This window comes from Muricoccus vinaceus (assembly GCF_042433125.1).
GTDB lineage: Bacteria > Pseudomonadota > Alphaproteobacteria > Acetobacterales > Acetobacteraceae > Roseomonas > Roseomonas vinacea.
In genome coordinates this window covers 22,031-43,670 of record NZ_JBHLVZ010000019.1, presented here as the reverse complement: position 1 = coordinate 43,670, position 21,640 = coordinate 22,031, and the positions used below count along the sequence as shown (strand labels likewise).

Genomic DNA, 21,640 nt, shown 5'->3' with positions numbered 1-21,640 from the left:
TCGGTTCAGTTCATCAGGCCCGGCAGCCACAGCGCGAGGCCGGGCCAGGCCAGCAGCATCGCCACCGCGGCGAGATAGGCGGCGAGGAAGGGCAGCACGCCCGTGAAGACGTCGCCGATCGGACCGGGCGGGCGGCGCATGCCCTGCAGCACATACATCACGGTGCCGTCGGGCGGGCTGATCTGGGCGATCTCCACCAGCATGGTGACGATAACGCCGAACCAGATGGGATCGTAGCCGAGCGCGACAACGATGGGAAACACCACGGGCACGGTGGTGATGATCATGGAGAAGCCCTCCATGAAGGTGCCGAGGGCGAAGTAGAGCATCATGATCGCGGCCATGATGGCCCAGGGTGGCAGCGGCAGGCCGCCGATCATCCCCGCCATCGCCTGGGGCACGCCGATGCCGGTGAGGACATAGTTCAGCAGGTAGGCGCCGAAGAGGATGAGGCCGAGCAGCGCCGTGTTGCGCGCCGTGGCCTCGGCCGAGGCGTGCAGCATGCGCCAGCTCAGCTTGCCGTCCAGCGCCGCGAACCCGGCCGCGCCGACGACGCCGAGCGCCGCCGCCTCGGTGGGGGTCGCGAGGCCGCCGTAGATGCTGCCGAGGACGAGGACGATGAGCGCCATGGTGGGGCCCAGATCCGCCAGGCCGCGCAGCCTCTCGCGCAGCGGGACGGGCGCTCCCTTCTCCATCGGGTGCCGCAGCCCGTGGACGAGGATGACGCCGAGGAACAGGCCGGTGACGAGGAGGGACGGGATGAGGGCCGCGACGTAGAGCGCGCCGACCGAGGTTTCGGTGATGAGGCCGTAGATGATGAAGGTGATGCCGGGCGGGATGAGGTTGCCGAGCGCGCCGCCGGCGGCCAGCGAGCCCAGCACCATGCGCTGGCTGTAGCGCGTGCCGGAGAACCAGGGGAGCGCCACGGAACCCATGGTGGCGGCCGTCGCGACCGAGGAGCCGGAGATGGCGGAAAAGACGGCGCAGGCGACGATGTTGGTGTGGAGCAGCCCTCCGGGCAGGCGGCCGAGCCAGAGGTTCAGCGCCTTGTAGAGCCGGTCCGACAGGCCCGCGCGCAGCAGGATCTCGCCCATCAGCAGGAACAGCGGCACCGCGACGAGAACGAAGTTGCTGGAAGGCGACCACAGGGTCTGCCCCGCGAAGAGCCACCAGGGCCGGTCGGAGAAGGCGAGGCCGACGAGGATGCCGAGCAGGCCGAGCACCGCCGCCACGTAGACCCCGGCGCCGAAGAAGACGAGGAAGACGCCGATCAACGCGAGGATTTCCACCACCGGCACGGCCTGGCCACCACTGGCCGCGGCGAAAACCGCGGCACCCAGCAGAAGAAGGAGGAAGAGGACGGCGATCATCGGGCGGGCCCTCCGGTCCGGGCCATGGCGACGGCCTCCAGCGCCTCTTCCGTCTCGTCGTCCAGCCCGCGCGGGCCGAGCAGCGCGTCCACCGCCGCCGGCCCTTCGAGCAGGAGGCCGAGAATGGATTCGAGCAGCAGCACGGTGATCATCACGCAGAAGGCGGCGAGGCCGAACACCCAGATGCCCTGCGGGATGGCGAGCGGCAGGTGCAGGGCGCTGTTGTCATGGGCGTCGAACAGCAGGCTCTCATCCAGCAGTGACCAGCCGGCCCAGGCGCAGAAGCCGGCGAAGACGCCGAGCAGCGCCAGGGCGAGGATATGCAGCACGGCGCGCGGCCGGGGCGGCAGGCGGTTCACCAGCGCGTCCACCCGGATATGGGCGCGGCGGGCGAGGGTGTGGGCCAGGCCCCAGGCGATGCCGCCGGCCAGCATGTAGCCGGTGACCTCGATGGTGGCGGCGGAGGAAACGCCGAAAAGGTTGCGGCCGAGCACGTCGGCGGTGATGAAAACGGCGCAGGCCACGTAGTTCCAGCCGGCGACATGCGCCATGACCGAGGCGGCGCGCGCGGTGCCTGCCGAAAGGCCCCGCGCCGCGCGCAGCAGGGGATGCGTCATCCGCCGAAGCGGACGCCGCTGATCGGGGCGATCACCTGGTTGTAGATCTCGCCGCAACGCGCGCCGCAGCGGCCGACCCAGTTCGGCAGCACCGTGCGCTCGAAGATGCCCCGCAGGCGGGCGGCTTCCTCGGGCGTGCTCTTCACCTCCGTCATCGGGCGGGGGGCAAGCTGGTTCAGGCGGCAGGCCTCGCGGTTGCCGATGTTGCAGTCGATGCCGTCGCGCGTGCCCTCGTCGCCGAGCTGCCAGAGCTTGTCGGACATTTCCTTGAAGGTGGCCTCGAAGTGGGCGCGCACCGCGGGATCCAGCCGGTTCCACCAGGCGAGGTTCACCATGTAGCCGGCCACCGCCCAGGAGAGGGGCAGGTCGGAAATATGGCTGGAAACCTCGGGCCAGCGCGCGGCGGCGCCGCTGCCGGTGCCGGTGACGGCGCAATCCACCACGCCGCGCTCCAGCGCCGAATACACCTCGGGGAAGCCGATGGAGACGGGCTGGGCGCCGAGCGCGCCGACGAGATCCACCAGGGATGCGCCGAAGGTGCGGATCTTGCGCCCGCGCAGGTCATCGAGCGAGCGGAAGGCCGAGCGGCAGAAGAGCACCTGCGCGGGAAAGGGGTACATGATGACAAGGCGCACGCCGAACCGCTCGAGGTCGCGGTTGGCGATGGGCATCAGCTCCTCGGTGATGCGGCGGGCATCGCCGATCCGCGGCGCCATGCCGGAGAGGTCCACGCCGTCGAGGATCGGGACGTCGCCGGAAAGCGTGGAAAGGGTGCCGGCGCCGATCTCCGCCTGGCCGGAGCGGACGAGGCGCACGATCTCCGCTCCACCAAGGTTGCGCTCGGCGTGCGAGGCAAGGGTGACGTTCACGCGGCCGCCCGTGCGCGAGGCCATGTCGCGGAGAAAGGGAACGTCGACCAGGGTGAACTGCGTGTTGGTGGGAACAGGCTGGGTGATGGCGACGACGTTCACCCGCGGCCCCGGCGGAACCGATGCGGCAGGCTGTTGCGCCTGCGCCCCGAAGGCGAGCAGCCCTGCGGCAAGGGCAAGGCCGGGCAGCACGGCGAAGAAGCGCAGCATCGTCATCTCCACGGCAATGATCCGGAAGCTTGAAGGTCTCCTGCGCGGGGTCAAGGGGATATGCCCTCGTCACGCCACGCGATTACCGGCCATCGTGGTCACATCTGCCTATCGTGGATGCACCGGGTGAATGGTTGCGTGAAATCAAGGCGGCTCGGTGGAGCGGCGGCCCCAAAGGATGGAGCCTTCCCTGGGATAGGGCCCCACAACTGCCCTGAGTCGATGACCCCGGCTCCGCCAGCCTGCTGGGCGTCCTCGAACATGCACCGCGCGGCGGCCACCCACTCCAGGGTTTCAGGCGCTCACCCACATGCCCGCCCCTGTTGCCGCCGGCCGCGCCGCCGCATGGCGACAGCCGGTCCGCGTCCTCCCGCGGGCGCCCGGCCCTCAGGTCGCAGGCCGCCTCGCCAGGGCCAGGCCGGCGCCGAGCGCGATCATCGCCACCCCCGATGCCTCCCGCAGGCGGCGGACCAGCGCGGGGCGTGTTGCCGCGCCATCCCGGATCCCGCCGGCGGCCAAGGCGACGCCGACATCGGCGAGGGTGTTCAGCGCGACCGACACGAAGCCAAGCACCAGGAATTGCAGCGCCACGCTTCCCTGGGCCGGGTCCACGAACTGGGGAACGAAGGCCAGGAAGAATCCCGCCGTCTTCGGGTTCAACGCCTCGACCAGCACGCCCTCGCGGAATGCGCGTCGCGGCCCGACAGGCAGCGCCGCCGCTCCCCCGTTCAACGCCGCCAGCGCCTCGCGGCGCGCGGCGCGGAACGTGCGGAAGCCGATCCAGATGAGGTAGGCGGAACCGGCCAGCTTCAGCGCGGTGAAGAGTTCCGCGCTGGCGAGCACGATGGCGGACACGCCCAGGCTGCCCGCCAGCACGTGGACCATGCCGCCCAGCCCGGTGCCGAAGCTGGATGCCATCCCTTCCGCACGCCCGCCGGCGAGCGTGCGCGCGGCGACATAGAAGATGCCAGGGCCGGGCGTGACGGCGAGCAGCAGGGCCGCGGCGAAATACAGGGCGAACTGAGCAAGATCCGGCACCGCGATGAGCCTTCGTTGAGTTGCGACGTGTTGGACGGGTCAGACCGGGATGAGCTTTGCCACGTCGCGCTCCGGTGCCCGCTCGCTTCCGGCTAGGCCAGCGGCGACGCCCCGGCGGTCTGCCTCGGACCGGTTCTGGCTCATCTTCCGCTTGCCCTCCAGCCGGGTGATCGGCATCCGCAGTCCCACGATGCCCCTGAGCTGGGCGCGGATGAAGGCCTCCGGCGCGTCGGCGACGGACCAGGGCTTCGCACGGGGCTGCTCGTGCAGGTTCGTCAGCCGTGTGACCACCTCGAGCAGGCGGTCGGCATCCTCGAAGAACCCGATGGGGCCATAGGCATGGACGGCAACGTAGTTCCAGGTCGGCACCACCTTCTGGTGCTCCAGCTTGGAAGGATACCAGGAGGGGCTGACATAGGCGTCCGGCCCCATGAACAGGGCCATGGCTTCCCCCGTCGGCGGCAGCGTCCATTGCGGGTTCGCGCGCGCCAGATGGCCGTAGAGCGTGCCAAAGGGACCTTCGTCGGGGGCGAGGAGGAGCGGCAGCGGCGTGGCGACCAGGCCCTCGGCCGTGGCCGTGACGAGGTTCGACAGGCGTGCGTCCCGCATCGCCGCGTGCAGGGCGGTCAGGTCATCCTCATGGAAGGCGGGCGGAACATACATCGGCGTGGCTCCTGGATGCCTGGACCTTGCCCCAGGATTGGCCCACAAAAAACGTCCAGTTCTCCGCAGGATGAGTGGGCCAGTCATGGCTGTGGCATCGGAACCACCCGAACGGGTCACCCGTCGGATCTGCGAGGCGATCAAGGCACAGGTCGCTTCCGGCCTGCTCGGCCCCGGCGCCCGCCTGCCCTCCACCCGGTCGCTGGCCATGGACTGGGGCGTCTCGCGAACGACGGTGACGGCTGCCTATGAGCAACTGATCGCGGAGGGATATCTGGAGACCCGCCGAGGTGCCCGGGCCCAGGTGGCCCATGGCCTTGGCCGCTCTTCCGCGCCCCCCGACCTCCCGGCTCCTCCGCCGAGCCCTGACCGGCTGTCGGCCTTCGCCCGGCGGCTGGGGGGTGCCCCGCTCCCACCCGCCGCCGGCGCGGAGGGGCTGGTGGCGGACTTCCGCTACGGCGACCTGGCGGCCGCCGACTTCCCGTTGCTCGCCTGGAAAAGAGCCATGACCGGCGCCCTGCTGCGCCGCCGGCCACGCCTGCGGTACGACGATCCGAGCGGCTCATCCGGCCTTCGGGAGACCCTTCGAGGCTATCTGTGGCGGGCTCGCGGGCTTCGCTGCGAACCGGAACAGATCATCGTGGTCAGCGGCTCGCAGCAGGGTCTCGATCTCTGCGCGCGGCTGCTGCTCGACCCGGGTGACCAGGCCGTGATGGAGAACCCGGGCTACAATCTCGCGCGCCAGGTCTTCCACGCGGCCGGGGCGGCGGTGGTCCCCGCCGCGGTCGACCGCGAGGGCATGCGGACCGAAGGGCTTCCCGCGGCACGGCTGGCCTATGTCACGCCCTCCCACCAGTTTCCGCTGGGCAGCGTCATGTCGGCCGCCCGCCGGCGGGACCTCCTCGCCTGGGCGCGGCGCGAGGGCGCCTATGTGATCGAAGATGACTATGACGGCGAGTACCGCTTCGACATCGCCCCGATCCCGCCCCTGCAGGCCATGGATGATGCCGGGCGGGTCATCTATCTCGGAACGGTCTCGAAGACGCTCTCGCCGACGATCCGCCTCGGCTATCTCGTCGTCCCGGCGGCGCTCTCCACACCCTTCGCCAGGGCCAAGCGCCTCGCGGACCGGCACTCGCCCGGCCTGGAGCAGGAAGCCCTGGCCGAGCTGATCGGCAGTGGTGCCTACGAGCGGCATATCCGGCGCGTTCGCCGCCGGAACGGCGAGCGGCGTGCCGCCCTGCTGGCCGCCCTGTCGGCCAGGCTGGGCGATGCCGCGACGGTGGTCGGCGCGGATGCCGGGCTGCACGTCGTCGTCTGGCTGAACCGGGTGCCGGAGACGCAGGAGAACGCCTTGGTTACCCACGCGCAGGCGGCGGGGCTCGGCCTGTATCCCGTCAGCCCCCTGTATGCCTCCGCTGCGGCGGCGGACCGGCCTGGCATCGCCGGATTGGTGATGGGGTATGCCAGCCTCGGCGAGGGGAGCATCGACCGGGGGGTACGGATCCTGAGCGAAGTCCTGGAGGCCTTCGCCACCAGCGGTGGCGCAGGCGGTGCGTGACCATGCTGGCCCTGAAGAAGATCGGCGCGGTGACGGGATTTCCGCACACGATGGTCGCGCCCGACACCCGGACCCAGGGGATGGGAGTCCTCGACACGGACCGGACGAGGCTGCCGGTGCGCACCAATGTCGCCTGTGCCACAGCCAGCCCACCCACCTCTCCGGCCGTGCTCGGTGCGGGGGGGGGGGAGGGAGAACGGGGAATGAGCCCCCGGCGCATCCGGGTCGTGCCCATGCGCTGCCAGGCATTGCGCCCGCCCACCCGACGGCCGGCCCCGCGCCGCATGAGCAAACGGTCGCTGCCTTGCGAAGGCCCTGCGTCCCGGCGACCGGAACAACCCGCGCGTCAGCGGCCATGCCCCCGTCGCGAGTTCCGCGCGCACGGCGATCCGCGCCTCCGGTTCACAAGCCGCACCAATGTCAGAACCGGTGCCGGACGCCCTGAAACAGCCGCCCCCACCCGCTCACCCGCCGCGGATCCAGCCCGGCCAGCCGCAAGCTTCCCCAGACCGCAGTGGCGATGCTGTCCAGCACGGGCACACCGAGCTCGGCCTCCAACGCCTCCGCAAGTGGCGCCGCCCGCAGGTTGGTGCACACCACGGCGACCGCCTCCGCGCCCTCCGCCACGACGGCACGCGCCATGTCGCGCAACGGCCCGTCCTGCACCTCGGAGAAGGAAAAGTTGTCGCGCAATCCCAGATGCCGCTCCGCCGCGCAGACATATCCCAGGGATTCGTAGTTGGCGGCCAGCCGCGCCTGCACGTCATCGGTATAGGGCGTGACCAGGCCCAGCCGCCGCACGCCCGTCGAGGCCAGGATCTCGTTCAGCGCCAGCATGGAGGTTGTTGCGGGAATGCCCGTGGCCTCGGTGATGCGGCGGCACAGGCGTTCGTCCACATCGAAGCCCAGCCAGCCGGAGGACGTCCCGTTCCAGGCGATGGCGTCCACCCTGGCGTGCGACAGCAGCTCGGCGGCGGCCAGGATCGGCGCATCCTCGAACTGTCCGAGCGCATCCTCCGACAAGGCGATCTCCGTGACCCGGAACCGCCCGAAATGCGCCGACACCTCCGGCAGCCCGGCCAGCATCGCCGTCGTCACCGGCTCCAGCACCGTGTTCGATGACGGCGTCAGCATCCCGAGCCGGACGCGGCGCGTCACGCCTCGCCCTCGTTCAGTCCCCGCCCGGGATAGGGGTGCGTCGCCATCCAGTGCCGCGCGATGTCGATGCGCCGCGTCACCCAGACGCCGTCGTGGCGCTGGATGTGATCCAGCAGGCGCGCCAGCCCGGCCGCCCGCGCGGGGTGCCCGATCAGCCGCATGTGCAGCCCGACCGACATCATCTTCGGCGCCCTCGCCCCCTCCGCGTACAGCATGTCGAAGCCGTCGCGGACAAAGGAGAACCAGTCGTCCGAGGTGCCGACCGGGCCCGCATACTTCCCGTCGTTGTGCGTCAGCGAATAGGGCACGACGAGGTGCCCCTTCCCCTCCACCGTTACCCACCAGGGCAGCTCGTCCGCATAGCTGTCGCTGTCGTAGAGGAAGCCCCCTTCCTCCACCACCAGGCGCCGCGTGTTCACGCCCGGCCCGTAGCGGCAGTACCAGCCGTCCGGCCGGTGGCCGACCGTCCTCTCCAGGGAAGCAACGGCGCGGCGGATGTGCTCGCGCTCCTCCTCCTCGGGCAGCTCGAAGTGCTTCACCCAGCGCCAGCCGTGGCAGCAAACGTCATAGCCCGCCGCGCGGATGGCGGCCGCCGCCTCCGGGTTGCGCTCCAGGGCCAGGGCACAGCCGAACACCGTCATCGGCATGCCACGCTCCTGGAACAGGCGGAGCAACCGCCAGAAGCCGACCCGCGAGCCGTACTCGAACATCCCCTCGGCCGCGAGGTCGCGCCCCCTCGGGATCTGCCCCGGCCCCAGGGCCTCCGTCAGTCCCGTCTCGGTGTACCCCTCGCCGTCCTGGATCGAGGGTTCCGAACCTTCCTCGTAGTTCATGACGAAGTTCACCGCGATCCGTGCGCCGCCCGGCCATTTCGGGTCGGGCGGGTTGGCGCCATAGCCGCGGAAGTCGCGGCGCACCTCATAGGCCATCAAGGACACTCCAGCGTGAAAGGGGCCACGTCCACGAACTCCTCGTCGCCGGCGGTGCCGTCCCGCCACATGAACACCGCGAAGCGCGCCGGGGCATCGAACACCACCAGCGGGTGGTGCCAGACATCGGCTCCGTAGGTGATGCCCTGCCCGGGGCCAGCGAGGAAGGCCCGCGCCCGCGCCATGTCCGGCGTCCCATCCGCCGCGTGCGGCGCGACGAGCGCGAGAAACCGCGCCGGCCCCAGCGGCACGAAGCTCTGGGAGGAGAAGGCGTGCCGCTCCATCACCTGCACGGCCAGCGGACCACCGGCCGGTTCCTTGAGACTGAGCGAGAGGCTTGGCCGGGCCTCAGGCCGTGTCGAGAGCAGCGCCCGCTCGAAGACCGCGCGCCCCGGCGCGTCCGGCACCGCCAGCACCTCGCCGAAGGGCGCGAAGCCCTCGGCGGTCAGGGGTTCGATCCGCATCAGCCCGCCCTCTTCCGCACCAGACGCATCACCCCGTCCATGACCACCAGCACCACGAAGTCCAAGGCCATCGCCACGCCGGAGGCAGCCGTCAGGCGCATGCCGAGCGAGGATCATGCCATGCCCGACAGGCCGATCGGCAGCATGCCGTTCCCGGCCGAGCGCAGGAGCGGCGACACCGGCATCTTGGCCATGACGAACACCAAGACAAGGAATCCTCCGGCCGCGCCCCCCGGCATGATCGGCGGCAGCAGCGCTTCTTCCGCGCGGGCGAGATGGCGGACCACGTCGCCGACGCGCTCTGCGTGCCGGAGGACGAGGCGGCACAGGACCGATCCCGCCTCCTGATCGGCTTCCATCATCGTATCTGCGGCTGCCTGCCCGCCATCCGCGGCACGCCCCGCCCGCCCCGCTCGCGAGGCCGGATCTGGGCCGCCCCGCGGGAAGCCATTCCGCGCGCCTTCCCCTGGCCGTGCCGCCGTCCGCCCGACGGGCACGAGTCTTGCTCGGCTCCGGCCGCAAGCCGCCGAACCCGCGCAAGGACGACCGATCTTGAGCAGCCCGCGCTCCCTCGCCGCCCGCCTGCTGCCCATGGGCCTGCTGGCCCTGGGCCTTCTTGCTCCGCCCGGGGATGCGGCATCGCAGCCCGCCCCGCCCGCTGCCGGGGGCAAGACCCTCCGCATCGCCATGACCGCTTCCGACGTGCCGACCACCAACGGCATGCCGAACAACGGCTACGAAGGGCTGCGCTTCCTCGGCTATCCGATCTTCGAGAGCCTCGTCCTCTGGGACCTTTCCCGCGCCGATGCACCCGCCGGCCTCCGCCCCGGCCTCGCCGAGCGCTGGGAACAGGATCCGGCCGATCCCAGGACGTGGCGCTTCCACCTGCGCCAGGGCGTCCTGTTCCACGACGGCACGCCCTTTGACGCCGATGCCGTCATCTGGAACCTCGACCGCTTTCTGCGCGACGGCGCGCCGCAGGCCGAGCCCGCTTCCGCCGCCATCGTGCGCGGCCGCGTCGCGGGGCTCGCGGCCTACCGCAAGGTCGACGCCCGCACGGTCGAGATCGAGACCGCCCGCCCCCTCTCCTACTTCCCCTATCTCGCCACCCTCATCCTCTTCACCTCGCCGAAGTCCTTCGAGGATGCGGGGCGCGACTGGGCCAAGGTCGCCGCCAACGGTGCCGCCGGCACCGGCCCCTTCCGCATCTCCCGCTTCACCCCGCGCCAGAGCGTCGAGCTGTCGCGCAACGACAACTACTGGGACACCGCGCACCGCGCCAAGCTGGACCGCATCCTGCTCCTGCCCATCCCCGAGGCGAACACCCGCCTCGCCGCGCTGCGTGCCGGACAGGTGGACTGGATCGAGGTCCCGCCGCCCGACGGCATCGCGCCGCTGCGCGCGGCCGGGTTCAGCATCGTGACAAACTCCTACCCGCATGCCTGGCCCTGGGTCTTCGCCGCCGGCCGCGCGAGCAGCCCGGTTTCCGACCTGCGCGTGCGCCAGGCCCTGAACTACTGCATCGACCGCGACGGGCTGGTCGCGCTGCTCAACGGCACGGGCGAGCCCTCGACCGGCTTCTACAACAGGTCCAACCCGCTCTTCGGCCATCCGCAGAACAGCTACCGGCTCGATCCCGCGCGCGGCAAGGCGCTGCTGGCCGAGGCCGGCTACGGCCCGCAGCGCCCGCTGCGGCTCACCGTCGGCATCTCCACCTCCGGCTCCGGCCAGATGCTGCCGCTGCCGATGAACGAGCTGCTGCAGGAATCGCTCCGCGAGCATTGCGGCGTGGCCGTGGAGTTCCGCACGGTGGAGTGGAACACGCTTCTCGCCGGGCTCCGCGCCGCGCCGGACCAGCCCGCCTGGCTCGGGGCAGACGCGCTGAACATCTCCCTCGTCTCATCCGATCCCTCGCAGATGGCGCGCTGGTTCCTGGGCGCCAACGTCTCGCCGCGCGGCTCCAACGCCGGCCATTGGGTGGATCCCGCCTTCGACGCCGCCTTCGCGGAGGTCGAGACCTCGACCGACCCGGCCAGGGCCGCTGCCGCCGTCGCGCGCGCGCATGAACGCCTGGTGGACGGCGCCCCCTGGCTCTACATCGTGCACGACCTGAACCCGCGCGCGATGACGCGGAGGGTGCGCGGCTTCACCTCCGCCCAGTCCTGGTTCCAGGACCTGACCACGGTGGACCTGCAATGACCGCCCCGCTGCACGAGGCGACGATCGCCGAGCTGTCGCGCCGGATCGCCGCCCGCGAGCTTTCGCCGGTCGAGCTGGCGCAATCCTGCATCGCCCGCATCCAGGCGCTCGATCCCGCCCTGAACAGCGTCCTCCTGCTGCTGGAGGAGAACGCCATGGCCGAGGCGCGGACGGCGGAGGCCGAGATCGCCGCCGGGCGCCGCCGCGGCCCGCTGCACGGCATCCCCATCGGCCTGAAGGACATCTACGAAACGGCGGGCATCCGCACCACCGCCCATTCCGCCGTGCTGCGCGACCATGTCCCGGCCGAGGACGCCACCACCGTCCGCCTGCTGCGCGCGGCCGGCGCGGTGATCCCGGCCAAGCTCTCCACCTGGGAGTTCGCCATCGGTGGCACCTCCTTCGACCTGCCCTGGCCACCCGCGCGCAACCCCTGGGACCGCACGCGCGATCCCACCGGCTCCTCCTCGGGCTCGGCCGTCGCGGTCGCGGCCGGGCTGCTGCCCGGCGCCATGGGATCGGACACGGGCGGCTCGATCCGCAACCCCGCCGCCTGGTGCGGCATCGCGGGCCACAAGCCCACCTACGGCCTGGTCAGCCGCCGGGGCGTGCTGCCGCTGGCCTGGTCGCTCGACCATGCCGGCCCCATGGCCTGGACCGCCGAGGACTGCGCCCTGATGATGAGCGTCCTCGCGGCCCATGACCCCGAGGACCCCGCCAGCGCCGATGTTCCCGCCCCCGACTTCGCGGCCGCCATCGGGGAAGGCCGGCGCCACGCCCTCGCCGGGCTCCGCATCGGCGTGGTGCGCCACTTCTTCGAGACGGACGTGCCCTGCACGCCCACGGTGCTGGCCGCGATGGAGGATTCCATCCGCGCGCTGCGCGACCTCGGCGCGGCGGTGAGCGACCTGACCCTGCCGTCCTTCAACGAGTATGGCGCCCCCGGCAACATCATCTCGCGCGCCGAATCCTGGACGATCCACGAGGCCTGGCTGAAGCAGGACGCGACACGCTACGGCGCCTATGGCCGCCAGCGCCTCGCCTCCGGCGCCTTCCTCACCGCGGCCGACCTCCTGCAGGCCCAGCGCCGGCGCGCGGAGGTGATCGCACGCACCTTCCAGGCGATGCGGGGGCTGGACGCCGTGGTCTTTCCCACGGCACGCGACACGGCGGGGCCGATGGGGGTGGACTCCCTGTCTCCCGATGGCCTCCCCGCCTTCTATGCCCGCCCTTTCAACCTGGTCGGCGGGCCGGCGCTCTCGGTCTGCAACGGCTTCTCCGCCGAGGGGCTGCCGATCGGCCTGCAGATCGCCGCGCGTCCCTTCCAGGACGCGACGGTGCTGCGGATCGGCGATTCGGTGGAACGGGCTCTCGGCACCCGGGCGCGGCGGCCGGTACTGGAGGCGATGGCGGCATGAGCACGACGGATCCCGCGGCAACCGCCGCCCTGGCGCGCAGGCTCGCCGCCATCGGATTGAACATGCCGGCCGAGGATCTCGCGCCACTGGCGCGGCTCGTGGAAGGCCTGGACGCCGCCGCCACGGCGCTCCGCGAGCCCCCCCTCCGGGTCGCGGCGGAGCCGGCCACGGCTTTGCGGCTCGGCCAGGCCAGCGGCTGACCTCCGGTTCTCCCCGGCCCGCCCGGTGCGGCGCCGGGCTCGCTCGCGGAGCGTTGGCCCATGCGGCGGCACGCGCGGCGCCGCGATGCCCCGCCCTGTTTCAGGCCGGCCAGAGGCTTCGCATGCCGGCCAGCGCGCCGACGCCACCCAGCCTGCGGGCCGGTGCCTCAGCCTCCGATGGCAGGCGCCTGGGACGATCGGCGCCTCGCCCTCGAGCGCCAGGAGGTTTTCCTCCGCGTGCAGCGCCAGGGCGGCGAGGAAGCTCTCCCCGTGGGCCCCGAGCCATCGCACGGGCATGCAGCACTGCGACGCGAGAGCGCAGACCACGGTCTCCTCCGGCCCCTGCCGGTTCTTCCCGCCAAGGCCGCCACCCGCCTTGGGCGCGACGATGTGCAGCCGGTGCCCGGAAAAGCCCGGCACCCGCACCAGGTCCGGCCCCGCGGCATTCCCGCGCACCCGGCGTGATGCGCGCCCGCAGCCACGCCACCGCGCGGCGGGAACCAGGCTTCAAGGCGCCACGGCTCCGGCGTGCCTTTCGCCAGCCCATCGTGGGAGTGGTGGCGCGCGTTGACGAAGCCTGGCAGCGCCAGGTGGCCGCGCGCATCGAGCGCCTCAGCCGGTGCCTCGCCCCGTTGCGGCCCGGAGCGCTCTCAGGCGCCGCGATCCAGCGCGCGCACGTCCTCGCGCCGCTGCAGCCACCAGGCGTAGGGGCGGGGCAGCAGCTCGTGGGGCCTGGGCACGCCCAGGGCGGCGGCGGCGTGAACGGGCCAGTTGGGATCCCACATCATCTCGCGCGCGAGCGCCACGAGGTCGCAGGACCCGGCCTGGAGGTAGCCCTCCGCCTGGTGCGCTTCGGTGATCAGGCCGACCGCCATGGTGGGGATGCCGGCCTCGCGCCTGATCCGGTCCGCGAAAGGCACGTGGTAGCCGGGCACGCGCGGCACGATGTGCAGCGTCAGCGGTCCCTCGATGCCACCGGAGGAGCAGTCCAGCACGTCCACGCCCCGCGCCTTCAGTTCGGCCGCGAGCACAACCGTGTCGTCCATCCCCCAGCCGCCGCCATCGACGCAGGAGACGCGGAAGAGGAGCGGCACGGCATCGGGCAGGGCGGCGCGCACCGCCTCGATCAGTTCCAGCCCGAAGCGCATCCGGCCCTGGCGGTCGCCCCCGTAGCCGTCCTTCCGCTGGTTCGTCGCGGGGGAGAGGAACTGCTGGATGATGTAGCCGTGCGCGCCATGAATCTCGATCACGTCGAAGCCGGCGTCGAGGCTGCGCTTCGCCGCCTCCACATGGGCCCCGATAACGGCACGGATGTCGTCCGCATCCATCTCCCTGGGCACCATCGCGCCCTCGCGGAAGGGAATGGGACTGGGGGCCAGCCCGGACCAGGGGGCGCGCCCCTGCGCCGCGTCCTCCTCGCTCAGCGGCGCGAAGCCGTCCCAAGGGGCGCGCGTCGCCACCTTGCGCCCGGCATGGCCAAGCTGGATCGCGGAGGCCGCGCCCTGCGCCCGGATGAAGTCGGTGATGCGGCGCCATGCCTTCGCCTGGGCGTCGGTGTAGATGCCCGGGCAGTCATAGGTCTTGCGGCTCCGCTCCGAAACGGAGGTTTCCTCGCAGAAGACCAGCCCCGCGCCGCCCATCGCGAACTTGCCGAGATGCACGAGGTGCCAGTCCGTCGGCTCCGCGTTTACGGCGGAGTACTGGGACATGGGCGAGACCACGACCCGGTTGCGGAGCGTCACGCCGCGCATCGCCATGGGCGTGAAGAGGAGCGGGGCGGGATTCTCGTCGGGCATGGCGGTTCGCTCCTGGCGTATCATCGGCGCAGCCCGCCGCGGTGGGACCGGGGCATACGGGTGGCAATCGACGTCCAGCCGCTCACAGCACCGTCCTCACAGCGCAGTCAGGTGGCGCAGAATGCCGGCACGCAGGGAATCCACGTGACACGCCATCGCCGCCCGCGCCATCTCGCGGTCGCCCCTGGCCAGGGCGTCGATGATCGCGCCGTACTGCGCGCAGACCTCCTCCAGCCGCTCCGGCCCCCGCGGCGTGGCGAAAAGCAGCATCCGCCGCCGCAGATCATCGAGGAGGCGCGCCAGGGTGGCGCTGCCGGCCGCAGTGGCGATGGCCCGGTGAAGGTCGATGTCGATTGCCAGGCGGTCCCGCTCCCTGTCGGGCCGGGGACGCTCCGGCGCGGCGAGGAGGGCCGCGATGCGGGCGCGGAGGGAAGCGAGCACCTCGGCCGCAACGGCTCCGGCCGCTGCGGCGGCGGCCTCACCCTCCAGCAGCCGGCGGAGCTGCTGGATTTCCAGGAACTCCTCCACCGTGATCTGGCGGGCACGGAGCACACCGCCCGGCAGGCGCTCCAGCAGCCCCTCCCCTTCCAGCCGCCGCAGCGCCTCCCGCAGCGGGGTGCGCGAGATACCGAGCTCGGCGGCGATGTGCCGCTCGGAAATCGGCCGGTCCAGCGGCAGCCGGTGCGTCAGGAGCATCTCGTGCAGGTGCGCGTAGGCGCCATCGGCCATGCTGCCGGCCGACGCCGCGGCAACGGTCGCGACTTCCCTGGCCTGCATGCGCCTCCTATCCCAGACACTTCACGGCACTGGTATACCGCCGTTATACCACCTCCGCCAAGCCGTGCCGTGCCCCGCCGAGGGATCCTCCGCAGGGCTCCGTCCGCGCACCGCCTACTTCCCCGGCGAGCCGGAGCCGCGTCGCCAGAGCCTGGCCTGATGCGCCAATCCGGGCGAGCCCCGGCAGGCCCGGGTCCCCGCCGATGCTCATCGGTCCCGTCCATGTCGGGGCGGGAGCGACGTCGCGTTCGCCTCAGGCCGGGACGAGGCGCGCAGGCTCCGGAAGGCGGCCTGATCCCCTCGGCTGCCTAGGCGGCAGGAACCGGCATCAATCCGTGGCGCATCATGGTCTCCTTTATCCTCGCCGGGTCCGGCGAACCGGCGGACAGAAGAGCCGCCAGCTCACGGAAATAGCCGCAGCCGAGAACACCCGGGGTCAGGATGCACAGGCAATCCGCCGGTTGCTGCGTGGCGTTGCGGAAGCCATGGACCACCCCTCGCGGAATGAAGACGGACTGGCCCGGGCCGATCTCGATGTCACGCCCCTCCACAGTCCAGGTGGTGATGCCCGCCAGCCCGTAGATCGTCTCGTCCCAGGTTTCGTGATAGTGGGGCACGGGCATGCGCGCATTGGGATGAACGGTCATCTCGAACAAATCGAGGCCGCCGCCGGTCTCATCCTTCGTCCGCAGGAACCGCAGTTCCAACCCACCGATCCGGATGGTTTCCAAGGCACAATCTCCTTTTCTCGGGGCGTCCGCTTCGCATCAGCCGATTGCGCTCACGATGATGACCGGGAAGCAGCCGCGCAACACGCCTCCTTCCCGCCCCCGCCCCCGCCGTTGCACGTCGCCACGTCCATGCTTTCCGAGGATCGCGGCGCACGAGCGACAAAGCACGCGGCTCCAACGAAAACCCACGCTTTCTCTGCGCACCCCGTCCTCGGGACGCGTCGCGCCGGCCCCATGCCGGATCCACCACCCGCCGGACATCGCTGCCCCATGCCGAACAGGGGACGACCCGTTTCCGGAACGGGACTCGCCGGCCACCCGGGATGGGCGGCACCCCGAACGAGGGGTATTCCAACCGACGGCCTTCCGCCCCACCCTGCGCCATGGCCTCCAGCTTCAAGACGCGCGCGATCATGGATCGGCTGATCAGCGCCATCGAGGCCGGCGTTCTGCGGCCCGGTGAGCGCCTGCCGTCGGTACGGGAAGGAGCCCGGACGCAAAACGTCTCCAAGAACACCCTGTCGGGCGCCTACGACCAGCTCGTCGCATCGGGACACCTGGAGGCACGGCGGGGTGCCGGATACTTCGTCGCCACCGGATCGCGGCCGACCATCCAGCGCCCGAGCCCCGGGGTAGAGGAAGCGCTCGACCTGGTTTCTCTCCTGCGCGAGCAGACCGAGGCGCGCTACACCGTCAGGCCGGGAGAGGGGCGGCCGCCGCCCGCCTGGATGGAGGAATCGGAGCTCGGCGCCCATTTCGCGCGCGCGGCGCGCCTGGGCGGCAGCGGGCCGGCCCATGACTATGGCAGCACATGGGGATACGCGCCGCTGCGGGAGCGCATCGCGCTGTCCCTCCAGGAACGGTCGATCCCCTGCGCGCCGGAGCAGATCCTGCTCACGCAAGGCGCGAACCACGCCCTGGACCTGATCGTCCGGCACATGGTCGAGCCGGACGACGCCGTGCTGGTGGACGATCCCGGATACTACCCGCTGTTCGGCAAGCTGCGCCTGGCGCGCGCCCGGATCATCGGCGTGCGGCGGCGGGCGGACGGGCCGGATCTGGAGGATTTGGCGGCCAAGCTCGCGCTCGCGCGGCCGAAGCTCTTCTTCACGCAGTCCCTGGCCCACAACCCGACCGGCGGCACGCTGTCGCCCGCCGTTGCCTACGGCCTGCTGCAGGCCGCGGAGCGGCACGGCTTCCAGATCGTGGAGGACGATCCCTTCGCGGACCTTCTGCCGGCGGGCGCCACACGTCTCGCGGCCCTGGACGGGCTGAGGCGCGTCCTCCACGTCGGCACCTTCTCGAAAACGCTTTCCGCCTCGCTCCGGGTCGGTTTCGTGGCGGCCCAACCCGCCACCGTCCAGGCGCTCGCCCACATGAAGCTCCTGACGGTGGTGGCGACCTCGCAATACGCGGAGCGGATGGTGACGGGGCTGATCGCGGGCGGCCACTATCTCCGGCATCTCCGCCGCCTGCGCACGCGCGTCGAACGCGCCACGGATGCCGCGCTGACCGAGCTCGCGGCGGTGGGCCTGCACCCGCCGCGGCCGCCCGGCGGCGGTTTCTATCTCTGGACGCCGCTGCCGGCGGGGATCGAGGAGGCGGCGATCGTGAGGGAAGCCGCGTCGCACGGCATCTTCCTGGCGCCGGGCGGGGTGTTCAGCCCGGAGCGCGGCCCGGGCCCGGCCATGCTGCGGCTGAACGTGGCGCATACCAGCGACCCCCGCTTCCTGGACTTTCTGCGCGCGCATCTCCGCGCCGCGCCGTGACGGTCAGCCGCCGCGCATCCTTTCCAGCTCCGCGGCCGCCACGTCCTGCCGCACCTGCCGCCGCTCCACGAGGATCGCGGCCAGGCGCGCCACCTCCTCGCCCACGGCACCGGCGGCGATGGCGACGTTGTTGGCGTGCAGCGCCATGTGGCCCTTCTGGATGCCCGTGGTCGAGAGCGCCTTCATGGCGCCGAAGTTCTGCGCCAGCCCGACAGCCGCGATGATGCGCGCGAGCTGCGCCGCCGTGGTGACGCCGAGGATCTTCAGACAGGCGCGGGCCGTGGGATGGATCTTCGTCGCCCCCCCGACGAGGCCGACAGGCATGGGCACCTCGATCGAGCCGGCGAGCCCGCCATCGGCCGTCACCTCCCAGGTCGTGAGGCTGGAGTAGCGCCCATGCCGGGCGGCATAGGCATGGGCGCCGGCCTCCACCGCGCGCGTGTCGTTGCCGGTTGCGAGCACCACGGCGGAAATGCCGTTCATGATGCCCTTGTTGTGGGTGGCCGCACGGTAAGGATCGGCCTCGGCGAAGTGGTAGGCCGAGATCATGCCGTCGCGCACCGCTTCGCCGCCGATGGCCTCGGCGGTCCAGGTGGCGCGGGCACGGGCGAGACGGCGGTCGGCGAGGTTGGAGAGGATGCGGAGCAAGACCTGGCCGCCGGCCCAGGATTCGATGCTGGGCGCCAGCGTCTCGGCCATGGTGTTCACGGTGTTGGCGCCCATGGCGTCGCGCGTGTCGACGATCAGATGCGTCACCACCATCGGCCCGCCGCGTGAGGCGACGACGCGCACCTCCAGGTCGCGGAAGCCACCGCCGAGCTGCACCAGCATGGGATCGCAGCCGTCGCAGATCGCGGCGATCTCCTCGCGCCGCTCCAGGATCCGGAGCCGTGCGTTCTCCGGGTCCGTCACGCCGGTGAGCTGCACCTGGGCGATCATCAGGTTGCCCGAGACCGAGGTGACGAAGCCGCCGGAATCGTAGCACTGGCGCGCGGAGTTGCAGACGGCCGCGACCACGGAGGATTCCTCGGTTGCCATCGGCACCAGCACGTCCCGCCCGTCCACGCGCATGTTGGTGGCAACGCCGATGGGGATGGAGAGGGTCGCGACCACGTTCTCGATCATGTGGTCGGCCAGGTGCGGGTCGATGTTCCCGGGTGCCGAGAGCTGCGCGACCGTGCTGCCGTCCAGGCCCGAGAAGGCCGCCACGGCCTCCAGCCGCTCGGCCGTGCTCATGCGGTGGAAGCCCGGGATGCGGGCGGTGAGATTGCTGATCGACATGGAGCGGTTCCGGTGCAGTGGTCGGCAGGGAGGCAGGCGCCATCGCCGCCTATTCGAGCTTGATGTTTCCCTCGCGGATCACGTCGCCCCAGCGGCGCGTATCGTCGGCCAGGGCCGCGCGCAGCATCGCGGCATCGCCGCTCACCAGCTCGACGCCCTGCTCGGCCATGCGGGTGCGCAGCACCGGATCATCGGTGGCCGTCCGCAGCGCCGCGGCAGCACGGGTGACGATGGCGGCAGGGGTGCCAGCCGGTGCGAAGAGACCCTGCCAGAAGAACACTTCGAAGCCAGGCAGCGTCGCGGACACCGGCGGCAGGTCCGGGTAGCCGGCAATGGGAGCGCTGGCGGTCACGGCCAGTCCGCGCGTGCCGCCGTCGGACAGCGTGGTCTTCGCCTCCTGGATTGCCTGGAACACCGCGTGGATGCGGCCCTGGCGCAGGTCGAGCGCCGCCGGGGCACCGCCACGGTAGGGAACGTGGACGATGTCGATGCCCGCCCGCGCGCGGAACATCTCCAATGCCAGGTGGCTGACCGAGCCGGTTCCGGGGGAGCCGAAGAGCACCTTGCCCGGGTTTGCCTTGCAGTGGGCGATCAGCTCCGCCGTGTTCCGCGCCGGCACGGAGGGATGCACGTGGAGGATGAAAGGGGTGCGGAACACCATCCCGACCGCGTCCAGCTCCTTCGCCGGGTCCTTGGGCGTGAGGTTGGGCTGGAGGGTCTGGTTGATGGCGAGCGTGGTCGTGCCCATCACCAGCGTGTTGCCGTCCGGCCGGGCGCGCGCACCGTATGTGGCGGCAACGGAGGTCGCCGCGCCCGGACGGTTCTCGACGACGACGGCAACGCCGAGGCTGCGCGACATCGGCTCCGCCACCGCGCGGGAGGCGAGATCGGTGACGCCACCGGGTGGATAGCCCTCGACGATGGTGATGGGGCGGTCCGGCCAGCCTGCCGGCTGGGCACGCGCGGAGAGCCCGGCCAGGGAAAGGGTGGAGCCGAGGAGGATGCGGCGCTTCATGTTCGGACGTTTCCCGGTTTGGCTTGTTGGTTGCCCGCAGGGTGTGGCGCCGGCGGGGACAGGGAAAGGTGCAGTTCGGTACAATCATCCGGGCACTGTCCCACCCGATCGGCTGGGACAGTTTTATTCTTTCCCACAGAAACTTAGACCGGGACCGGTGAGCCCCAGGCCGGGATGGCTCGGCATCGATCGACGAGGCGGCCATCCCCGGTGGCGCCGCCCCATGCATCCATCGGGTGCGCTCCCTCTCCTTCCACGCCACGGCCGCGGAGCCGGGCGCCATCAGGTGTTCGCGGCGGGCCTCCCGGCAGCCCTGATCGGGAACAAGCCTCAGGGCCGACGGAGATGCGCGACCCGGGTAATCCCGCCGCGCCGGTCCGGAGCGGCATTCCGCCTGGGTGCGCGCACACCGATTGGACCCTATGCTGCCCCCATGGCCATATTGAAGATTGCCCGCATGGGGCACCCCGTTCTGCTGGAACAATGTCAGCCGGTCCCTGATCCCGGCGCCCCGGAGATCCGCCGGCTGGTGCAGGACATGATCGAGACCATGGAGGATGCGCCCGGGGCCGGGCTGGCCGCGCCGCAGGTGCATGTGCCACTGCGCCTGTTCGTCTTCCGGGTCCTTCCATCCCGTGCGACGGGAGTGCCGGATGACACGCCCGTCGGGAACACGGTGCTGATCAACCCCAAGGTCGAGCCCGCGACGGAGGAGAAGCATCTCCGCTGGGAAGGGTGCCTGTCCATTCCCGGGCTGAGAGCCGCCGTCCCCCGCTTCAAGAGAGTGCGCTACACCGGCGTGGATTGTGACGGCCGCACCGTCACGGCCGAGGTTGGCGGCTTTCATGCAGGGGTCGTCCAGCACGAGAACGATCATCTGGACGGCATCCTCTATCCCATGCGGATGACGGACTTCCGGCTGATGGGCTTCAACGAGGAACTGTCGCGCGCAGCCGAGCTGGAGGCACAGGCGGAGACCAGGCGCGCCGGCTCGCCGGGCACTGGATCATAACAGGCCGCCGTTCAGCCCGGCACCATCTGTGGAATTCCAGGCCGGCCAGAAGCCGTGCCCCTGTTGTGCGTTCGCCGCTTCGTCGCGGCGGCGGACAAGGCCACGCCTGTGGGAGGCGGCGAGCCTGTGGACCCCGCGGCCGCCTCGGGCGCCATCGCCGCCGGCGACGCCGGTCCGCCTGGCTTGAGGTAGCCGCGTCGGGAGGCCCGGCCCAGTTCGCGCCCGTGACCGCATCTCGGGGCATCTGCCCCCGCCGACGCCCTGCCCACGCAGCACCGCCGCCAACAATCATCAAACCACGTGTCGCGGAGGTGCGTACCGCAGGGAGGTGGCGAGGATCCTTTCGACAGATGTTGCAAACGAGGTGCGCTGGCTGCATTCCGACATCCGGCAAGCGCCGCGGGGCCATACCCCCGTGATCAACAGCCACGACCAGACCCGCTTTCAGGCCCCCCTCCATGGTTCTCGGGAGGATTTGGCGACCACCACCACGCAAGGGCAACCGGCGGAGAGAGCAGCCGTTGCGCTCCTATCCCTGCTGACAGCGGACCTCAGGGCAGCAT

The 21,640-nt window shown here is 71.3% G+C and carries 20 protein-coding genes and 1 pseudogene; 6 read left to right on the top strand and 15 right to left on the bottom strand.

Translation table 11 applies throughout. The annotated features are described in order from the left end of the window. Positions 1 to 5: 5 nt before the first annotated feature. The 5 genes from ACFFIC_RS10080 to ACFFIC_RS10060 form a co-directional block, all read right to left on the bottom strand. Positions 6 to 1,370, bottom strand: a complete 1,365-nt coding sequence (locus ACFFIC_RS10080; protein WP_377050033.1) for a TRAP transporter large permease — start codon at positions 1,368 to 1,370, stop codon at positions 6 to 8. Next, the gene (locus ACFFIC_RS10075; protein WP_377050032.1) at positions 1,367 to 1,987 is read right to left on the bottom strand and encodes a TRAP transporter small permease subunit; all 621 of its coding nucleotides are present in this window, start codon (positions 1,985 to 1,987) and stop codon (positions 1,367 to 1,369) included. Before ACFFIC_RS10075 ends, ACFFIC_RS10080 begins: the two co-directional genes overlap by 4 nt. Further along, a complete protein-coding gene (locus ACFFIC_RS10070; RefSeq protein WP_377050119.1) occupies positions 1,984 to 3,072 on the bottom strand; it encodes a TRAP transporter substrate-binding protein in 1,089 nt (362 codons plus the stop codon). The genes ACFFIC_RS10075 and ACFFIC_RS10070 overlap by 4 nt, the downstream gene beginning before the upstream one ends. A 381-nt stretch (positions 3,073 to 3,453) precedes the next feature. Beyond that, entirely contained in the window at positions 3,454 to 4,104 is a 651-nt protein-coding gene (locus tag ACFFIC_RS10065; RefSeq protein ID WP_377050031.1) for a LysE family translocator, read from the bottom strand. A 39-nt stretch (positions 4,105 to 4,143) separates the two neighbouring features. Further along, positions 4,144 to 4,767 carry an FMN-binding negative transcriptional regulator gene (locus ACFFIC_RS10060; RefSeq protein ID WP_377050030.1) on the bottom strand — a complete coding sequence of 208 codons (624 nt, stop codon included), beginning with the start codon at positions 4,765 to 4,767 and terminating at the stop codon, positions 4,144 to 4,146. Positions 4,768 to 4,852: 85 nt separating this feature from the next. Between ACFFIC_RS10060 and pdxR the strand changes: the two genes are divergently transcribed. Next, positions 4,853 to 6,328: a MocR-like pyridoxine biosynthesis transcription factor PdxR gene (pdxR, locus tag ACFFIC_RS10055; RefSeq protein WP_377050029.1), complete on the top strand. Its 1,476-nt coding sequence runs from the start codon at positions 4,853 to 4,855 to the stop codon at positions 6,326 to 6,328. 420 nt (positions 6,329 to 6,748) lie between these two features. Here pdxR and ACFFIC_RS10050 read toward each other — a convergent pair whose 3' ends face one another. From ACFFIC_RS10050 to ACFFIC_RS10035, 4 genes are all read right to left on the bottom strand, one after another. Continuing rightward, positions 6,749 to 7,486 (bottom strand): maleate cis-trans isomerase family protein, encoded by a 738-nt coding sequence (locus ACFFIC_RS10050; RefSeq protein ID WP_377050028.1) that lies wholly within the window; start codon positions 7,484 to 7,486, stop codon positions 6,749 to 6,751. Next, positions 7,483 to 8,415, bottom strand: coding sequence for a polysaccharide deacetylase family protein (locus ACFFIC_RS10045; protein ID WP_377050027.1), 933 nt, complete (start codon positions 8,413 to 8,415; stop codon positions 7,483 to 7,485). The genes ACFFIC_RS10050 and ACFFIC_RS10045 overlap by 4 nt, the downstream gene beginning before the upstream one ends. Further along, positions 8,415 to 8,879, bottom strand: a complete 465-nt coding sequence (locus ACFFIC_RS10040; RefSeq protein ID WP_377050026.1) for an ureidoglycolate lyase — start codon at positions 8,877 to 8,879, stop codon at positions 8,415 to 8,417. Before ACFFIC_RS10040 ends, ACFFIC_RS10045 begins: the two co-directional genes overlap by 1 nt. A gap of 113 nt (positions 8,880 to 8,992) precedes the next feature. Next, a complete protein-coding gene (locus tag ACFFIC_RS10035; RefSeq protein ID WP_377050025.1) occupies positions 8,993 to 9,241 on the bottom strand; it encodes a hypothetical protein in 249 nt (82 codons plus the stop codon). A 190-nt stretch (positions 9,242 to 9,431) separates the two neighbouring features. Here ACFFIC_RS10035 and ACFFIC_RS10030 point away from each other — a divergent pair, with 190 nt between their 5' ends. From ACFFIC_RS10030 to ACFFIC_RS10020, 3 genes are read left to right on the top strand one after another with little or no spacing between them, the layout of a single operon-like run. Beyond that, positions 9,432 to 11,078, top strand: a complete 1,647-nt coding sequence (locus ACFFIC_RS10030) for an ABC transporter substrate-binding protein (RefSeq protein ID WP_377050024.1) — start codon at positions 9,432 to 9,434, stop codon at positions 11,076 to 11,078. After that, positions 11,075 to 12,496 carry an amidase gene (locus ACFFIC_RS10025; RefSeq protein WP_377050023.1) on the top strand — a complete coding sequence of 474 codons (1,422 nt, stop codon included), beginning with the start codon at positions 11,075 to 11,077 and terminating at the stop codon, positions 12,494 to 12,496. The genes ACFFIC_RS10030 and ACFFIC_RS10025 overlap by 4 nt, the downstream gene beginning before the upstream one ends. Beyond that, positions 12,493 to 12,696, top strand: coding sequence for a hypothetical protein (locus ACFFIC_RS10020; protein ID WP_377050121.1), 204 nt, complete (start codon positions 12,493 to 12,495; stop codon positions 12,694 to 12,696). The genes ACFFIC_RS10025 and ACFFIC_RS10020 overlap by 4 nt, the downstream gene beginning before the upstream one ends. A gap of 258 nt (positions 12,697 to 12,954) precedes the next feature. On the opposite strand, the pseudogene ACFFIC_RS10015 reads toward ACFFIC_RS10020, so the two are convergent. From ACFFIC_RS10015 to ACFFIC_RS10000, 4 genes and pseudogenes are all read right to left on the bottom strand, one after another. Beyond that, positions 12,955 to 13,116, bottom strand: a pseudogene (locus ACFFIC_RS10015) (molybdopterin cofactor-binding domain-containing protein); the annotation flags it as partial. 230 nt (positions 13,117 to 13,346) lie between these two features. Then, positions 13,347 to 14,492 carry an NADH:flavin oxidoreductase/NADH oxidase gene (locus tag ACFFIC_RS10010; RefSeq protein ID WP_377050022.1) on the bottom strand — a complete coding sequence of 382 codons (1,146 nt, stop codon included), beginning with the start codon at positions 14,490 to 14,492 and terminating at the stop codon, positions 13,347 to 13,349. A gap of 96 nt (positions 14,493 to 14,588) precedes the next feature. Then, positions 14,589 to 15,269, bottom strand: a complete 681-nt coding sequence (locus ACFFIC_RS10005) for a GntR family transcriptional regulator (protein ID WP_377050021.1) — start codon at positions 15,267 to 15,269, stop codon at positions 14,589 to 14,591. 308 nt (positions 15,270 to 15,577) lie between these two features. Beyond that, positions 15,578 to 16,000, bottom strand: a complete 423-nt coding sequence (locus tag ACFFIC_RS10000; protein WP_377050020.1) for a cupin domain-containing protein — start codon at positions 15,998 to 16,000, stop codon at positions 15,578 to 15,580. Positions 16,001 to 16,413: 413 nt separating this feature from the next. Between ACFFIC_RS10000 and ACFFIC_RS09995 the strand changes: the two genes are divergently transcribed. Continuing rightward, the gene (locus ACFFIC_RS09995; RefSeq protein WP_377050019.1) at positions 16,414 to 17,769 is read left to right on the top strand and encodes an aminotransferase-like domain-containing protein; all 1,356 of its coding nucleotides are present in this window, start codon (positions 16,414 to 16,416) and stop codon (positions 17,767 to 17,769) included. A 3-nt stretch (positions 17,770 to 17,772) separates the two neighbouring features. On the opposite strand, the gene ACFFIC_RS09990 is transcribed toward ACFFIC_RS09995, so the two are convergent. Together ACFFIC_RS09990 and ACFFIC_RS09985 are read right to left on the bottom strand one after the other, a co-directional pair. Then, positions 17,773 to 19,050, bottom strand: coding sequence for a hydroxymethylglutaryl-CoA reductase, degradative (locus ACFFIC_RS09990; RefSeq protein ID WP_377050018.1), 1,278 nt, complete (start codon positions 19,048 to 19,050; stop codon positions 17,773 to 17,775). A 49-nt stretch (positions 19,051 to 19,099) separates the two neighbouring features. Next, on the bottom strand, positions 19,100 to 20,065 hold the full coding sequence (locus ACFFIC_RS09985; RefSeq protein ID WP_377050017.1) for a Bug family tripartite tricarboxylate transporter substrate binding protein: 966 nt from the start codon (positions 20,063 to 20,065) through the stop codon (positions 19,100 to 19,102). 433 nt (positions 20,066 to 20,498) lie between these two features. Between ACFFIC_RS09985 and def the strand changes: the two genes are divergently transcribed. Then, complete coding sequence (def, locus tag ACFFIC_RS09980) at positions 20,499 to 21,077, top strand: peptide deformylase (protein ID WP_377050016.1); 579 nt, start codon at positions 20,499 to 20,501, stop codon at positions 21,075 to 21,077. The last annotated feature ends 563 nt before the right edge of the window (positions 21,078 to 21,640 follow it).

Excerpts from the sequence above, each read along its gene's own strand:
- ACFFIC_RS09995 (WP_377050019.1), top strand. The coding sequence starts at position 16,414 with ATGGATCGGCTGATCAGCGCCATCGAGGCCGGCGTTCTGCGGCCCGGT.
- ACFFIC_RS10025 (WP_377050023.1), top strand. The coding sequence starts at position 11,075 with ATGACCGCCCCGCTGCACGAGGCGACGATCGCCGAGCTGTCGCGCCGG.
- ACFFIC_RS10010 (WP_377050022.1), bottom strand. The coding sequence starts at position 14,492 with ATGCCCGACGAGAATCCCGCCCCGCTCCTCTTCACGCCCATGGCGATG.
- ACFFIC_RS10075 (WP_377050032.1), bottom strand. The coding sequence starts at position 1,987 with ATGACGCATCCCCTGCTGCGCGCGGCGCGGGGCCTTTCGGCAGGCACC.
- ACFFIC_RS10005 (WP_377050021.1), bottom strand. The coding sequence starts at position 15,269 with ATGCAGGCCAGGGAAGTCGCGACCGTTGCCGCGGCGTCGGCCGGCAGC.
- ACFFIC_RS10060 (WP_377050030.1), bottom strand. The coding sequence starts at position 4,767 with ATGTATGTTCCGCCCGCCTTCCATGAGGATGACCTGACCGCCCTGCAC.
- ACFFIC_RS10070 (WP_377050119.1), bottom strand. The coding sequence starts at position 3,072 with ATGACGATGCTGCGCTTCTTCGCCGTGCTGCCCGGCCTTGCCCTTGCC.
- ACFFIC_RS09985 (WP_377050017.1), bottom strand. The coding sequence starts at position 20,065 with ATGAAGCGCCGCATCCTCCTCGGCTCCACCCTTTCCCTGGCCGGGCTC.
- ACFFIC_RS10040 (WP_377050026.1), bottom strand. The coding sequence starts at position 8,879 with ATGCGGATCGAACCCCTGACCGCCGAGGGCTTCGCGCCCTTCGGCGAG.
- ACFFIC_RS10035 (WP_377050025.1), bottom strand. The coding sequence starts at position 9,241 with ATGATGGAAGCCGATCAGGAGGCGGGATCGGTCCTGTGCCGCCTCGTC.
- def (WP_377050016.1), top strand. The coding sequence starts at position 20,499 with ATGGCCATATTGAAGATTGCCCGCATGGGGCACCCCGTTCTGCTGGAA.
- ACFFIC_RS10020 (WP_377050121.1), top strand. The coding sequence starts at position 12,493 with ATGAGCACGACGGATCCCGCGGCAACCGCCGCCCTGGCGCGCAGGCTC.
- ACFFIC_RS10045 (WP_377050027.1), bottom strand. The coding sequence starts at position 8,415 with ATGGCCTATGAGGTGCGCCGCGACTTCCGCGGCTATGGCGCCAACCCG.
- ACFFIC_RS09990 (WP_377050018.1), bottom strand. The coding sequence starts at position 19,050 with ATGTCGATCAGCAATCTCACCGCCCGCATCCCGGGCTTCCACCGCATG.
- ACFFIC_RS10080 (WP_377050033.1), bottom strand. The coding sequence starts at position 1,370 with ATGATCGCCGTCCTCTTCCTCCTTCTTCTGCTGGGTGCCGCGGTTTTC.
- pdxR (WP_377050029.1), top strand. The coding sequence starts at position 4,853 with ATGGCTGTGGCATCGGAACCACCCGAACGGGTCACCCGTCGGATCTGC.